8 protein-coding genes are annotated in these 16,206 nt (G+C 44.3%); 3 read left to right on the forward strand and 5 right to left on the reverse strand.

All coding sequences use genetic code 11. From position 1 onward, the window contains the following. Positions 1-112: 112 nt before the first annotated feature. The 5 genes from AB5443_RS16020 to AB5443_RS16040 form a co-directional block, all read right to left on the reverse strand. Positions 113-1,534, reverse strand: a complete 1,422-nt coding sequence (locus AB5443_RS16020; RefSeq protein WP_368114068.1) for a glycoside hydrolase family 28 protein — start codon at positions 1,532-1,534, stop codon at positions 113-115. Between the two features lie 43 nt (positions 1,535-1,577). Next, positions 1,578-3,683 carry a hypothetical protein gene (locus AB5443_RS16025; RefSeq protein ID WP_368114095.1) on the reverse strand — a complete coding sequence of 702 codons (2,106 nt, stop codon included), beginning with the start codon at positions 3,681-3,683 and terminating at the stop codon, positions 1,578-1,580. A gap of 22 nt (positions 3,684-3,705) precedes the next feature. Continuing rightward, positions 3,706-4,908, reverse strand: a complete 1,203-nt coding sequence (locus AB5443_RS16030; protein WP_368114067.1) for a glycoside hydrolase family 105 protein — start codon at positions 4,906-4,908, stop codon at positions 3,706-3,708. Positions 4,909-4,950: 42 nt separating this feature from the next. Next, positions 4,951-6,003, reverse strand: coding sequence for a family 43 glycosylhydrolase (locus tag AB5443_RS16035; protein ID WP_368114066.1), 1,053 nt, complete (start codon positions 6,001-6,003; stop codon positions 4,951-4,953). A gap of 335 nt (positions 6,004-6,338) precedes the next feature. After that, positions 6,339-10,433 (reverse strand): two-component regulator propeller domain-containing protein, encoded by a 4,095-nt coding sequence (locus AB5443_RS16040; protein ID WP_368114065.1) that lies wholly within the window; start codon positions 10,431-10,433, stop codon positions 6,339-6,341. Positions 10,434-10,614: 181 nt separating this feature from the next. Between AB5443_RS16040 and AB5443_RS16045 the strand changes: the two genes are divergently transcribed. The 3 genes from AB5443_RS16045 to AB5443_RS16055 form a co-directional block, all read left to right on the forward strand. Then, entirely contained in the window at positions 10,615-13,872 is a 3,258-nt protein-coding gene (locus tag AB5443_RS16045; RefSeq protein ID WP_368114064.1) for a SusC/RagA family TonB-linked outer membrane protein, read from the forward strand. A 19-nt stretch (positions 13,873-13,891) separates the two neighbouring features. Next, complete coding sequence (locus AB5443_RS16050; RefSeq protein ID WP_368114063.1) at positions 13,892-15,826, forward strand: RagB/SusD family nutrient uptake outer membrane protein; 1,935 nt, start codon at positions 13,892-13,894, stop codon at positions 15,824-15,826. Positions 15,827-15,878: 52 nt separating this feature from the next. Continuing rightward, on the forward strand, positions 15,879-16,206 hold a 328-nt coding region (locus AB5443_RS16055; protein ID WP_368119622.1), incomplete at its 3' end, for a sulfatase-like hydrolase/transferase.

The following is a 16,206-nucleotide window of genomic DNA, read 5'->3' on the forward strand; positions in this document are numbered from 1 at the left end:
CAAGTACCTGAAAGCAGAATAAAGCCAACTGATTCTGCTTAGAAAGAGTTGACTTTATCATAGATTGTTAACAAACAATCCGAATCCAAGTGATTATTCCGTCACAAATATTCTATTCGGTGACAAGCCGGCCGTTGATAAAGAAATTCTCAAACTTCACGTCTTTCGCACCCTTTATACTGACAGGTGACTTGCTTACCTGGTCGAATTTACTGTTCGTGACATGGATATTCTCAATATTCGTGCGGTCATCATAACCTACGATAAGCACTCCGTAGTCACTTTTACCGCTTGTGATACGATCCATAAAGACATTGCGCACCATAGGCGGAAAGCTCCGGTCGCATTTCTCCCTGTTCTCATATTGAAGGTTGATTTTAAGAACAGCCTCCTTACATTCGCCGACTTCCACATTACGGACAAAAATATTCTCTATCACACCGCCACGGCAACTGTTTGTCTTGATACGGATCACGCGATCCAGATTCGGGCTGTCCATCCGGCAGTTCTCCACAAACAGGTTCTTATAACCGCCTGAGATTTCACTGCCTACCACCACTCCGCCATGACCGTCTTTCATTTCACAGTTTCTCACGATAATGTTTTCACTGGGGACGTTCCATTTGCGTCCGTCCATGTTACGACCGCTCTTGATGGCAATACAATCATCTCCTGTATCAAACAGGCAGTCCTCAATCAGCACATTCTTGCTTGATTCGGGGTCACATCCATCACTGTTGGGGCCATGGCTATATATCTTCACCCCACGTACAATCAGGCTTTCGCAGAACAGCGGATGAATCACCCAGAAAGGAGAGTTGCGCAAAGTTACATCTTCTATCAGAACCGTGTTGCAATGATAGAAATTTATCAACTGGGGACGCAGACCGTCTTCCAGTGTCATCTGTCTTTTGTCTACCGGAGTAAACGTTTCCGCATACATTCCGAGTTTGTCACGTCCTCCGTTCTTCGCAGCAATCATTCCTTCTTTCCAACCAAACCTGTCGGAGTTTCCACACATGAACCACCAAGTTTCATTGCTTCCCTGTCCGTCAATTGTGCCTTTTCCGGTAATTGCAAGGTTGGTTTCACCATACGCATAAATCAAGGGACGCAGATTATAACAGTCGAGCCCTTCCCAACGGGTCAGTACAGTAGGTGTATAGAGGTATTTCTCCGTCGAGAACTTCAGGCACGCTCCCTCTTCCAGATACAGGTTCACATTACTTTTCATCGTGATGGGGCCTGCATAGAATGTGCCGGAAGGAATTACGACACGCCCTCCACCTGCCTGATTGCAAGCCAGTATTGCCAGGTTGATGGCCTCATGGCACAAGTCTTTCTCACTTCCTTGCTTTGCGCCGAAATCCTTGATATTGAAAGTCCGCTGCGGGAAAGAGGTTTTCTTTATCTGTTTTTCTATATTGCTACATTCTTTCCATGCCTGTTCCATTGCCTGAGCGTTCAATCGCTGTGAATTAAAAACAACAGAGAGGCATAAGCAGCAGCAAATCAAATTCCATTTTATCTTCATTCTTCTTCATTTTTTTATAGGGTGGATGAATGTAGAGGAAAGGTTACGGCATCGGTTGCAGTCCTTCCCATTTCACATTCCAATTACCGTCTTTCGGAAATCCCGGATTCGGAGTGTCACATCCGTCCCATCCGGCACACATCATGGCAATGGCAGTCAGCAAACCGCCGTTTCCGGGCAGATAAAGACGCAAGCGTTCATCCTGATAGTTGTGTCCGTTTATCAGGTAGGTGTTTGTACGCTTATCCATCAATAATGCGCCGACCGCTTTTTCCGGTTCGCCCAGACGGGCTGCGTTCATTGCCGTCATCGGATAATCCCATCCCCAAGTATGATTCCAGTTCCAGTTGTCCCATATCCAGTGCAGCGTATTTTTCATCATTCCTTCGTCTGCCAGCCTTGATGCGGGAAGGATGCCCCATGCCCCCAATACTGCCGGATGATCGGATATATAACGGTCGTTCGCATAAGTATCGGCGGCACTTTCGGCAGCCAGATACAGGCTGTCTTTCGATGCAAGCGGAGAAATCTTGTCAATCAGCGTATCCCATTCCGGTTTCCGTCCCTCACCCGAACGTTCCCGCCATTCCTGCGCCATCTTCATGGCACAATGCCAATAAGAGAGTTCGAAAGGAGAGTTGAAAGTGTCCGGTATGCGGAGTGTTTCCTGTGCAGGAATGAGTCCTTTCAGGATATAGCGGTCATCCGCTTCATCGTAGGTGGCAAATGAATACATGAATTCGGCGGTCTCCTGTACCAGTTTATTATATTTCCGGATGACTTCCGGTGACGGATTGGCACGATAGAGCAGTTCCGCCAGATAAATGAGATGAGGTTGTTGCCAGATAAGGAAAGAGCCTATGCTGGAAGGCGCTTCCATACCTGAAGGGTCTGTCATCTTCATCCAACGGACACCCTTGAATCCCTGACGTTCCGCAATTTCCTTAGCAACAGGGTACACATTTTCATACCATCCCAATGTACGGTCCAGAAGTTCCGGATGCCCCCATAAGGCAAAATGCGCCTGATGCCACCAAATCATTTCGAGATGGAATTTACCGAACCAGGAGTTATAAGTCAAACCAGTTTCCTGTGGCGGTGTGGTGCCCGCACATTGGATAGCCATCAGATATTGTGACAGTACGACTCTGCGTTCCAGCTCACCGGCACGCGGGTCTTTACAAGCGGAGAAATCGACGGCAGCCCCTTTCTTCCAGAAAGACTCCCAATGGGAAGCTACTTCCGCCATCTGTTGCGGAATAGCCGGATGTGAGCCATTACCCATTTCTTCCGTGAAAGAGCAGGTAAATGCGATGTTGTCTTCCTGTGGCTCCAGTACAAAATAATTCTTTGCCTTTTCCTTGAAATCCGCTTTTCCTTCCCATTCTACGGCTATATAATAAGTCGTTGCATCTATCTTACGCTCCAAAGTAACGGATTGGGAAGACTGCTTTACGATAACGGTGGAGTGAAGGTCATTTTTTGTCCAGTCACAACCATCGCCTCCCCATTCTCCGGTCGGATAGGAGAAACGGAATTTGATTCCCGGTCTTAGCGAAGAAGATACTTTAGCTATAATTTTGTCCTTGTCCGGATGGCAGGCGGTTTCAACATCTACCGGCTGACGGTTCAACAGGAAATGGCTTTTGATGACGCCTTTCCACATATCAAGCCGTTGGTCTATCTCCTGCAGGTCGGAAGGTTGTACTGTCTGCGGCAAATCCAAGCCGACTATTCCCAAATGCAGGCGGTGCGGATTGGCACGGAACCAGTCAACGGCATTATTCTGACGCCCTTTTTCTTTTACTTGTGTAGCATAAAGCTCCTTGTGTCCCCGACCGAAGTCGTACTCTTCCAGTGTCTCCTTGTGTTTGTAGCCTTCCGTGTTTACAAAACTATGCCATCCCCATTGCGCTTGTGTACCCAAAGGTATCCCCTTTTCATACATCTTGGGAAATGTCTGTAATCCGGTAGCATCTACAGTCATGGCAAATTCTCCGTTACCTACGGATAAGGATGACAGAGAATCAAATGCCGTGACATGCGGGTTGTTGCGCATGACCAGTGACTCCCGGTCAATGGGCGTCTGTTTCTCTGCTCCGCAAGCCGTCACGAATAAAATGCAGAGGCTATAAAAGCTGTTTCTCATTTTCATGGTTATGATTTTGTATTTAGTTAGTGTATTTCTCGTATTCCAGACTGGCAAGTATGAAAGGGCCCACCCCTTTCGCGTCATTATCTTTCTTTCTCTCATTGATGTAATAGTCATAATCGCCCATACGGTAGTCCTTACTTCCTCCCAAACCGGCCACTTCACATATCTGTGTAAGTGTGACAAGTCCTTTATCATCTACCTGAATCAGATGTTCAAGAATACCTTTGTATCCTTTCACTCCTACTTTCATTAAAGAAGCCGGCAAGTATCCTTTCCGGACGCCTTTCATCAAAGCATAAGCGTACATGGCGGAAGCGGAAGCTTCGAGATAATTCCCTTCATCCCCACTACGGTCTACTACCTGATACCAAAGTCCTGTACGTTTATCCTGATATTTCTCTATCTGCGCAGCGACATGATTCAATATAACAAGAAGAGAGTCACGCCCCGGCTCACTCACCGGTATATAGTCCAGTACATCAACCAATGCCATCGCATACCATCCCATTGCCCGTCCCCAACAATGCGCAGATTGTCCCGTCACCGGATCCGCCCATTTTTGTTGCCGGCTTTCGTCCCAGGCATGTTTGTACAGGCCGGTGACCGGATCATACGTATGGCGTGCCACAACCTTGAACTGACGTATAACATCCTGATAATCATCTACACGGCTGTTGCGCATGGCATATTCCGCATAGAAAGGAGAACCCATATAAATACCGTCCAGCCACATCTGATGCGGATATATTTTCTTATGCCAAAAACCGCCCTCTTTGGTACGCGGCTGTGTGTCCAACTGGCTGCGCAACAACTTCAAAGCTCTTTCATATTTGCGATTTTTCGTGTATTGATATACATCATACAACATTTTACCCGAATAGACCTGATCTATATTATAATCGGACAAACGATAAGTATGAATGTTTCCATTCTCCTGTACGACTGTGTCAGCATAGCTGACCACATATTCGCGAAGCCGTTCATCCCCATATCGTTCATAAACTTTCCAGATAGCCCCCAATTCCAGTCCGACACAATAACTCCATTTCAATTTGGTAGAGAAATCAACCTGCCACGACTCCGGGTTACGTATCATCTCCGATTCGACCATCCTCACAGACCAAGGCTGGTTCTTATCCACTGACCGGCGCGCAAGTACCGGTTGGCTCATACAGCCGACTATCATACTTACAATTATGCCGCATATTACTTTATTCATTCTTTTCCAATGCAATTTTCAGGTTACTTCTTCAGTTTACAATCACTTTTTTGCCGTATCTGTCGGGATAAACTTATATTCTCCCGTCTTCACGTCAATAGTCCACGGTCCAGGTTCCGGTACCCATAGTTTTCCGTCTCCAATTTCAACCGGCATCCACAGATAACGAGAATCCCATTGTGAAGCAGGTTTCCATATATCAGCCATAAATATGACTGTCGTACTTTTCTTTCCTTCCACCTTTAAAAGCAATGTGGACTGCGAACCATATGTATTGGTAGCCGGCGGGGCTATATCAACAAACTCACTCCAAGGACCGGACAAAGAAGGTGCCGTAGCCACTTTATTTGGATTAGGACGCCAGGCAGTCAGGCCGGAACCAATCGCATAATATAATCCTTTATAATGAACAATCGCTCCTCCTTCCAAGCGTGACTGGATAAATGTCACCGCCTTTTCCACATTCATATAATCATCCGACAATTTTGCTATATAAAATCCTTTCTCCGGGCGGCATTCAAATATCAGGTAAGCGCTTCCGTCATCATCAATAAACTGGCCTATGTCACGGCTTTCCTTACCCAATGGACGGAAAAGTTTCACAAAAGTAAAAGGTCCAGTAGGCTTGTCGCTGACAGCCACACCGACTTTCGCATAATTGTATCCTTTTGTCGTTCCTTCCAAAGTGCCGTCAATATGCATATACATCACAAATTTCTTTGTCTTTTCATTATAAAAGACTTTAGGCCTTTCCAATACCCATTTCTTATTCTCTACCGCATCTGTCAATATAGGGTCAGGCTTTGACATCTTCAAGACATCGCCTTCCGATTTCCAGTTTATCAAATCTTTTGAAGAATAGCAACTTACGTAGCGGTAATCGTCTAACTCAATCCCTTTTCTGCGTTGTTCACCGTACCAATAATAGGTCTTGCCGTATTTGATAATACCTCCGCCATGAGCTTGAATATGATTTCCGTCCGTATCAGGCCACACTTCTCCGGGATAAATAACAGTTTGTTTTTGTCCGTATGCCATAAGCGATACAAAGGCAAATACGAGTGTCGCGACTCTTTGCTTCTTTAATAAATGCATAATATTTCGATTTTTAAGTTATTAAATTTGTATCCGATGTGAAACAAATGGTGAAGGTCATTATGCATAACCCGACTCTGTTTCTTCACGTTACAAAAGTAGGCGATGGGAAGATAAAAGGCGTGTACTTTTTCTTAAAACAGGGGTGTTTATTTGCAATATTGTCTATTCTACGGAGAGAAAAATACGCTAAGCACTTTAGTGCACCGACACATTTAATCCTTTGGATGGTGCCACCGTATTGGCACAGTTGTGCCACCTTATTGGCACGCTCATGCCAACGGACTGGCACAGTTGTGCCAATGCGGTGGCACAAGGCATGGCATATAGCATGCTTATTTCTCTCCTATATATTTAGAAGGCGACACCCCGAAGTGTTCCGTAAAATGCTTGCGAAGCGTACGGGTATCCGAATAACCGACCATCTCCGTAATCTCCTGAATTGAGTACCGGTTTTCCAGAATCAACGAAGCGGCCTTACTGATGCGAATACTCCGAATCATGTCTATCACAGACAAGTCACTACGCTGTTTTACTTTACGGTATAGCGTAGGCTGGCTCATATTCAGTTGTTCGGCCAACATCTTGACATTGAAGTTCTCATTAGGAATATTCGCCTCTATGACATGGATTAATTGTAACAGAAAAGCGTCTTCCTGTTCCCCTTCTTCCGATTTCTGTTTCAGCATCAAGGCTTTGGTATAAATCCTCTTCAACTGTTCACGCTGCAAAATCAGGTTATCTACTTTCGCTTTCAGGATTTCAGGGTTGAAAGGCTTCATCATATAATCATCCGCCCCGCTACGCGAACCTTGCAGGATGTCAGCATCCTCTGCTTTTGCTGTCAGCATCAAGATAGGAATATGTGCTGTCTCTTGTTGTGAACGAATTTCCTCACAACAAGTAAAACCGTCTTTTACAGGCATCATCACGTCGGAAATAATCAAATCGGGAAGCTTTTCTTTCGCCATACGCACTCCCTCTTCCCCGTCTGCCGCCTCATACAGCCGGTATTTAAGGGCGAACAAGCTACATATATATTCGCGCACATCTTCATTATCTTCTATAATCAGCAGACTTCTTTTAGTCGAAACCTCTTCCGAGTTTTCACCATACACCAGAGCCGGAAGTTCCTGTTTATCCTCTTGTCCCGTCACTTTCGATTGAGATTCCCGCAATTCATAATCATCTTTCGCGAAATGCCCTTTCCCCTCGGGAATATGCAATACAAACGTGCTTCCTTCACCCGGTACACTTTGCAGTGTAACCAGGCCGTGATGCAAATCCATTGTATGCTTGACTATATGCAAGCCTATTCCCATCTTTGTAGAGTATTCAGGAAGGCTGTCTCCCGTTATAAAAGAATCGAAAACGTGCTTCTGCAAGTCTTCGGAAATGCCTATGCCCGTATCCGAGACAGCCACCAGACAATATCCCTGTCCGTCCTTCATTGTATGAGAGACGGATAGCAGGATGTCTCCTGCCGGAGATGTATATTTAAACGCGTTTGACAAAAGGTTCTGCACTGCCGAGAAAATTTTCGCCTCATCTACCCAAACCATCAGTTTCGTGTCCGGCAGGTTTGTGTCGAAACGCAATCCTTTAATTTCCGCCATTTGCCGGAAAGGTTCCGATACACTCCTTATCAGTTGCACAAGGTCGGTTTCGGACAACTGAAGTTTCACCATTCCCGCCTCTATCTTCTGCACATATAGCAAATGGTCGACCAAGGTGTGTAGTGAAGCCGCATTCTTATACATCACCTGCAATTTTTTATAGATAGACTCCAACGGGTTACATTGTTTCATCAGTTCCTGCAACGGTGCCAGAATTAATGTGAGCGGAGTACGCAACTCATGGGCGACACCCGTAAAAAAGTTCTCACGCTCCATACGTATCTGGCGTTCTTTCTCACGCTCCATACTGACAGTGAGCAATTCATGTTTCATCTGCATTTCACGTTCCAGACGTTTCTGACGGATTCTTACCAGTCTCACACAATAAGCGGCACCTGCCAATAACAATAGGAAAATAAAAAGACGAAAAGCCAAGGTATCCGTCCAATGAGGAAGAATGGTTATTTTCAATGAATTGAGCGGCCCCGACTGCCCGTCCGGATAGATGTTTTTCACTTCAAAAACATAGTCTCCTACAGGAAGGTTGGTATATGAGGCTTTTTCCCCATTATTAGATATCAGCCAATTCTCCTGATAGGGAAAAAGCCGGTAATTATACTTTTGTTGTTCATTCGAATAGGACAGGTTGTTGAAGGTCAGGGAGAAATCACGGTTATCATTGTTCAGCACAATCCGGCCGGTATAAGATATTCCCTTGTCTAGTATGACCTGCTTGTTTATCGCCGCTCCAATCTCCACCGGACGATTATTAACTTCCAGTCCTGTTATCAGGACACGGTCGTTGACCGGGGACGTACTTACATCGTCCGGATTGAAAAACGTCAGGCTCTGATTATTTCCGAAAAACAAAGTTTTATCGTAGAACACCGCCGAACGGTTACTGCCTGCAATATAGTAATTATAGAACAAATGTTGATGACGGCTATATCTCGATATGCCGGAGTTACTTCCTAGCCAGATATGTCCCTTGTCATCTTCTGTGATGCAACCGATAAAATTACTGCATAATCCGTCATTGGTAGTATAAAATTCCTGAATTGAATCCTGATGTGGAGAAAGAATAGCAAAGCCATCTATATAACCAACATACAGATTCCCATCTGAAGACGCTAACAAAGAACGTACGGAATGATGTTCCATACCGGCTTTCCGCTCGTAACCATCCTTCACTAAAATATCTCCCGAAGCAGACTCCGTCAACTTACAGACTCCCATATTACTTGTGCCCAGCCATATCACGCCGTCTTCCGTTTCCTCTATCTCCCGCACAAAAGGGAATTTAGTCTCCTTCAAATATTGTCCGACAGGCAAACGGGTACATATCTTTGTCTTGCAGTCATACAATAAAAGCCCTTGTTCTGTACCAACCCAACACCTGTCTTTACGGTCGATATGCAAAGCCCATACCGGGGAACTGTTCACAATACCGTTTACCGGCAAAGGACGGATTGAAAACCGACGAAGTTTATTGTCGTAAAATGTCAATGAGCCGTCCGCGTTTCCGAACCAGAGATTGCCTTGTTTGTCTTTCAAGCAACATAGCACAGTTTCTTCCTGTTTCCCATTTCCTGTATCGGTCTTGGTGAATTCCAGTTTTTTTCCCGGAATATACGGCAGAGTACTCTTCATAATACCTTTATGGAAAGTGGCCAGCCATACATACCGGCTATCATCCATTACAATGCCGCAAATCTCATTATGTCTCTTTTGATAATAACGGTGGTAAAACTGTGACCTTAAATCGGAATACATTACTCCCCCACCGTTCGTTCCAATCCAAAGAAGTCCGGTCGGGTCATAATATGCAGAAATCATGCGGGTTTCCAGATTCAGGTGAATCTGTGTATGTGTATAATTGTAAATCTCCGAAGTCAGTTCTTCCGGATGTTCTTCGTCAAGCATTAATAATGTGTATCCACTCCATGTGACGGCCAAATAACGATTATTCCCTATATATAGGGTTTGATAGACATCCGTATGGGAAAGGAGATTCCCTTTTCCTGTCCCGCCATACGAAATCCGGTCAATGTCCCCCGTCTTCACATGATAACGGATGATGCCTTTGGAAATAGTAGAAATCCACACAATATCATCCCTACTCATTATTGAAGTAATCCGTAAAGGATAAGCTTCCTGTATCAGGCTCTTACAAGAAACCTGTTGTGGAGTATCCGGACGAAATAACAACAGATTCCCTTTATTGGTTGCCAACCATATTTTATCCTTGCACTCTTCATCATAACAGAAATCAGCAAGGACTTCATCCTCTCCCGGCAGTAAATCATAAGACTTTTCTATCCTTACCCGAATGGATGCCGCCTGTCCGTCCGTTTTTTGCAAGCTCTCCCACCGATAGAGGAACAGCTTATTTAGCGATATTCCCCAAAAAGAAGATTCACCGGCAGGCAATACACGGGTAACCGCCAATTTATCCGCTTCCGAACTATTAGTGGAAGGAGTGAAAGTTTCCAGTTTCCGGTTGAAATAATAAAGAACGCCATCCGACAGGATACCTAAATAATCATCGGACAATCTCACAATGGATGATATAGATTTATAAGCTTCCGCCGGCTTGAAATTCCTGACTGTCTTTCCGTCATAGCGACTTAATCCGTTACTTGTCCCAAACCACATAAAGCCATCTTCATCCTTATATATACAAGGGATTGTATTATCAGCCAGTCCGTCTTGCATCGTCAACATACGGATGTCCTTATCAAAGAAAGCATGAATCGTATCGAACGGGCAACAGCTTATAATAAGAATAGCAAGAATTAGATTTAAGAGTTTCATTATACACTGATTTACCGCAAATAAACGAAATAAAGTCAAAACATACAAAAAAAAGGAATAAAGAAATAGCCTTTTGAATTAAACATGCATACTTTATGAAACAAGTATGTATATCCATCATGAGTCAATCCGCCTACATTTGCAATACGATAACCTTATGTATAACTTTAAATAAAATGCAATGAGAAAACTAACAGCATTATTCATCATGTTATTGTTTGGCATCCATATAATGTATGCACAACAATCGGACATCAAGGGCACCGTTACGGACAAAAGGCTCAACGAGCCAATTATCGGAGCCAGCGTATTAGTGGAAGGAACTTCGAATGGAACTATTACCGACATGGATGGCAACTTCTCTCTGAAAAACATTTCTAAAGGCAATGTACTGGTAGTATCATATATAGGATACCAACCACAACGTCTGACGATAGACGGTAATCAGACCACTTTCAGAATCATGTTAACGGAAGATACGCAAACTTTGGATGAAGTGGTTGTGGTAGGATTCGGTACGCAAAAGAAAGTGAACCTGACCGGAGCGGTAGCCACCGTAGATACCAAGACGCTTGAATCAAGACCTGTCACTTCCGTAACACAAGCCCTGCAAGGTGTCATGCCCGGACTGAATATTGATATAAATGACAAAGGTGGACGTCTGGACTATAGCCCTAACATGAATATTCGCGGCACAGGAAATTTGGGAACAGGTTCCAGTGCTTCACCACTTGTTTTGATTGACGGTGCCGAAGGAGATATCAACTCTCTTAATCCACAGGATATTGCCAATATCTCTGTATTGAAAGATGCGGCATCTTCTTCTATTTATGGTTCACGTGCACCATTCGGAGTGATTTTAATTACTACCAAATCCGGAGAAACAGGTAAGACTAATATACAATATTCCGGTAATTTCCGGTGGTCTCGCCCGACTAATATTCCCGATATGCTTGATTCATATCGTTTTGCCAAGTATTTCAATGTGGCCAAAAAGAATGAGGAAGGTAATGAAGAGGCATTTATTTTCAGCTCCGCCACCATTGACCGTATCCAAAAATACATGGCAGGCGAATACCCATACACTTCTGACCCAGAAGGCAACCAAGGTGGCTTCTTTCCTTTCAATGGAGCATCTAATGATAACCAGAATTGGCCCCGAAACTTCATTGACAAAACGTCTTTCGGACAAGAACATAATCTAAGTATTTCAGGTGGAAGCGAAAAGGTTAAATATTATATCTCCGGAGCTTTTCTTTCACAAGAAGGACAGATGAATTATTCCGACGAGAAAAAGAAACGCTTCAATATTAGCGGCAAAGTAAGCGGACAGGTAACCAAATGGTTAAACCTTGACTTCAATGCGCGTTTTATCCGTGAAGATATCGGTATGCCTACTTTTATAAAGCTCTACGGCGACCGTTTCTTTGCCGAAACAACCAAACTCTATCCTACAATGCCGCTGTATGACAACAACGGTCACTATACCCGTAATCCCAAACTAATGCAGTTAACTTCGGGAGGACGTTCAAACTCAACCAAAGATACTTATTTTACTCAAGGCGGTTTCCATCTAACTCCTATCAAGGGATTAGGTATACACGGACAGGCAAGTTTACGAACTACAAACTATCAGCATCAATACAATGTAAACAAAGTATATCTCTATAACAAGGAGAACCAACCGGTAGAGGAAGCGTGGCTAGGAGGTGACAACGACCTTGCTGCCGGAAAGACATTCGTACAAAGCGAAACGGAACAAACGTCCATGATGACTACCGCTCTTTACGCTGATTATGAATATTCCTGGATGAAACATAACTTTAAAGCCACCGCAGGTATGAACTCGGAATATTACCGTATCAACAATCTGGTAGGCAAGCGTTATGATGTAGTCAACGAACAGGTACCCAGCATCAACACCGCAACAGGTACAAGTGTATTGAAAGCTTTCACCAGAGAATGGGCTACAATGGGATATTTTGCCCGTCTCAACTATGATTATGACGGAAGATACCTGATTGAAGGAAATATTCGTCGTGATGCCACTTCCCGTTTTCGTGGAGATGAACGTTGGGGAACTTTCCCGTCTGTATCAGTGGGGTGGAATATCGCCCGTGAAGCATTTTGGGAACCGGCACAGGAGTATGTCAACCTGTTGAAACTACGTTTTTCGTATGGTAGCCTGGGAAACCAAAATACAGAAAGTTTCTATCCTACCTATTCCATCCAAAACATAACAGTAGGTAGCGCAGACGATGGTGGCCGATGGTTGCTCGAGCAGGCCAACCGTTCAAGTATTGCTTCCACTCCCGGACTTGTAAGTTCGTTGCTCACTTGGGAACGGGTTATCAGCTACAATGCCGGCCTGGACTTTGCTGCATTCAATAACCGCCTGACCGGATATGCAGAGTATTATATCCGCGATACAAAAGATATGGTAGGGCCTGCTGAAGAGATTTCTCCGATTGTAGGCGCATCAGCTCCGAAACTAAACAACACATCTTTACGGACTAAAGGATGGGAACTACAAGTGAACTGGCAGGACAGAATTGGACAGGTAGGTTACCGCATATCCCTCAATCTGTCCGACGCACAGACTGAAGTAACAGAATATCCTAATCCGGACAAGACATTCTACACCAAAAACTCGGATGGTGAGACAATAGAAAATTACTGGAAAGGAAAGAAACTGGGAGAAATTTGGGGATTTAAAACCGTAGGTATGGCTAAAACCGACCAGGAAATACAAGATTACATAGCTATCCATGATCAAAGCAGACTTCCAAGTGTCGGCAATAACATCTGGAAAGCGGGCGACATCATGTATGCAAACTTGGATGATAATCCTGCCATTGAAAAAGGTACTTCCGCCAACGACCCGAAAGACCTCTGCATTATTGGTAACAGCACGCCTCGCTATCGCTTTGGCATCACATTGGGAGCCGATTACAAAGGCTTTGATATCAGCATGATGTTTCAGGGAGTAGCCAAACGCGACATATGGGTAGGCGGAGACGACAGAACAGACTATTCGAAAGGTATGATCTTTTGGGGAGTAAACGGCGGACAATGGGACTCCACAGGATACGACGAACATTACGACTTCTTCCGCCCCGAAGGTGACGAACTGGGAGCAAACCTGAATGCTTACTTTCCACGTCCTATTATCGGAAGCAAGCAAAATCAACAAGTACAGACCCGCTACCTGCAAAATGCAGCTTATATCCGCCTGAAGAACCTGCAAGTCGGATATACTTTACCAACAGAATTAATTCGAAAAATCAGTTTGCAAAAAGTACGGGTATTCTTCTCCGGTGACAATCTTTGGACAGGCAGCAAGATGAGTAAGAACTTTGATCCGGAACTACTCTTCCAAAATGGTATGAGCTACCCATTGAGCTATACATTGTCTTTCGGTGTCAACATTACATTATAAACCTTAAAAACAGATTATTATGAAACTAAGATATACCCTATTTTCATTGATAGCCGCCTCATTCGCATTCAGTTCATGCAGCGACTTTCTCGACAGGAAACCCCTGACGGATAATACAGATGAAGGCTTCTTCACCGAACCGATCCAATTGCAGGCATACTGCAACAAAAAGTATGCCTTGCTTCCCGATTACAATGATGTCAATCTTTTCAATGATGACGAGACTAGTGACAATCAGGCGGCAGACTCACCGAAAGACATCTTTCTGCCCCAACGCATCAAAGTGGCAACCGACGGCAGCTATAATCGTCAGGAACATTTACGGGACTGTAACCACTTTCTGTATTATGCACTTGAGAATCTGGAGAGCGGAATACTCAACAATACTAATGAGACACAACAGTATTTAGGGGAAATGTTTTTCTTCCGTGCTTATATCTATTTTGAATACCTGCGGAAGTTTGGAGACTTCCCTATCATTACGGAAGAACTTAACGCTGATGATTATGCTGCTAATGTGGAAGCCAACAGACGCAAGCCACGTAATGAAGTGGCACGTTTCATTCTTAAGGACTTGGATGAAGCTATCAGCCGCCTGCTCCCCCGCAGCAATGCATTGACCAGCCACAGGTTGAATCAGGAATCCGCTTTATTGTTCAAATCACGTGTTGCCCTTTATGAAGCGAGTTGGGAAACGTATCACAAAGGAACAGCCCGTGTACCGGGAGGCGCAGGATGGCCGGGTGGAACATTCGATGGCAATCTGGATACGGAAATAGATTTCTTCCTGACTCAGGCAATGGAAGCCGCCAAACCGGTAGCAGAAGCATTCCTGCCCAATATCACCGATAAAATCGAGGATTACATGAATATGTTTAACCAATATGACTTATCATCCAATAAAGAGGTATTACTGTGGCGAATGTATGCTGTAGATGCTAAAGTCAACAGTCTGGTGGAAGGTACTTATCATAGTATTTACAATGGAGAAAATGAAATGGCAAAAGGCTGTGCCGGTAAAGGCGGAGGATACACACGTTCATTAGTGGAAACATTCCTTACAACTAACGGTTTGCCAATTTACGCAACAGGCAATACAGAATACCAAGGTGACGCAAGCATTGAGGACGCAATGAAAAACAGAGATTTACGCTTGGTAGAATCGACTTCCAAACCGGGTGACGTGATATGGCGGGGAGCAAATCTGAATCAAGAGGGAATCATGAGATATGTCAACTTGCTCCATTCGTATCAAAGTGTAGCCAAGTCCGCTACCGGCTATATGGTACGCAAAGGATGGAGAGACAGTAATGTTGCCCCGAATGATAATTCACCATTGGCATATATGATTTTCAGGGCATCGGAAGCATTCCTCAACTACATGGAAGCGGATTGTATGAAAAATGGCGGAAACTCTATAGACGCAAACAGCCAGAAATACTGGAAAGCACTAAGAAAGCGCGCCGGAGTATCTGAAAATTACCAATATACAATCGACAATACCGACCTAAGCAAGGAAAATGACCTGGCTATATGGTCAGGCAATGAACTGGTCAGTAAGCTGCTTTATAATATCCGTCGCGAGCGTCGTTGCGAGTTTATAGCCGAAAGTATGCGTAAGGACGATTTATTCCGCTGGCGTTCACTGGATAAAATGAAGAATTATGTTGTGGAAGGATTTAATTGGGAAGAATATCAGAAGAAGGATTATTATATAAATCAGATTAAGGAAGGATTGGCAGTAAAAGACACCAAATATCTGCAACCATACGCATTCAACGAACTGATTATCGCCAACGGTGGCTATAACTTCGAAGAAGCCAATTATCTCACCCCGATTTCTTATGACGTCTTCCGTATGTCGACACCTGTAAAAGGGGGAGATCCATCCACTTCAGTGGTATATCAGAATCCGGGGTGGCCGATAGGTTCCAATCTCTATGCAAATCAATAGGTATTCAACATAAACCATAATCCATTTAAAATAAAAAACTATTTTTGTATTTATGAATACTATACCAAGGAGTATATATCACCGGCCATGGACTATCGGGGCAGCACTTGCTGCTCCGATTCTCCCGCTTTTATCACAAGCATCTCCCAACCTTGTTTTCATCATGGCTGACCAATACCGGGGAGACGCACTCGGTTGCATAGGTAAAGAACCTGTAAAAACTCCCTGTCTGGATAAGCTGGCTTCCGAAGGAATCGTGTTTACTGACGCAGTCAGCAGTTATCCTGTTTCATCACCCGCAAGGGCTATGCTGATGACGGGCATGTACCCTATCAACAATAAAGTAGTCAGTAACTGCAACTCCCGGACAGCTCCTTATC

Origin of the sequence: Bacteroides sp. RTP21281st1_H5_RTP21281_210402, from assembly GCF_040918965.1 — a bacterium.
GTDB lineage: Bacteria > Bacteroidota > Bacteroidia > Bacteroidales > Bacteroidaceae > Bacteroides > Bacteroides congonensis.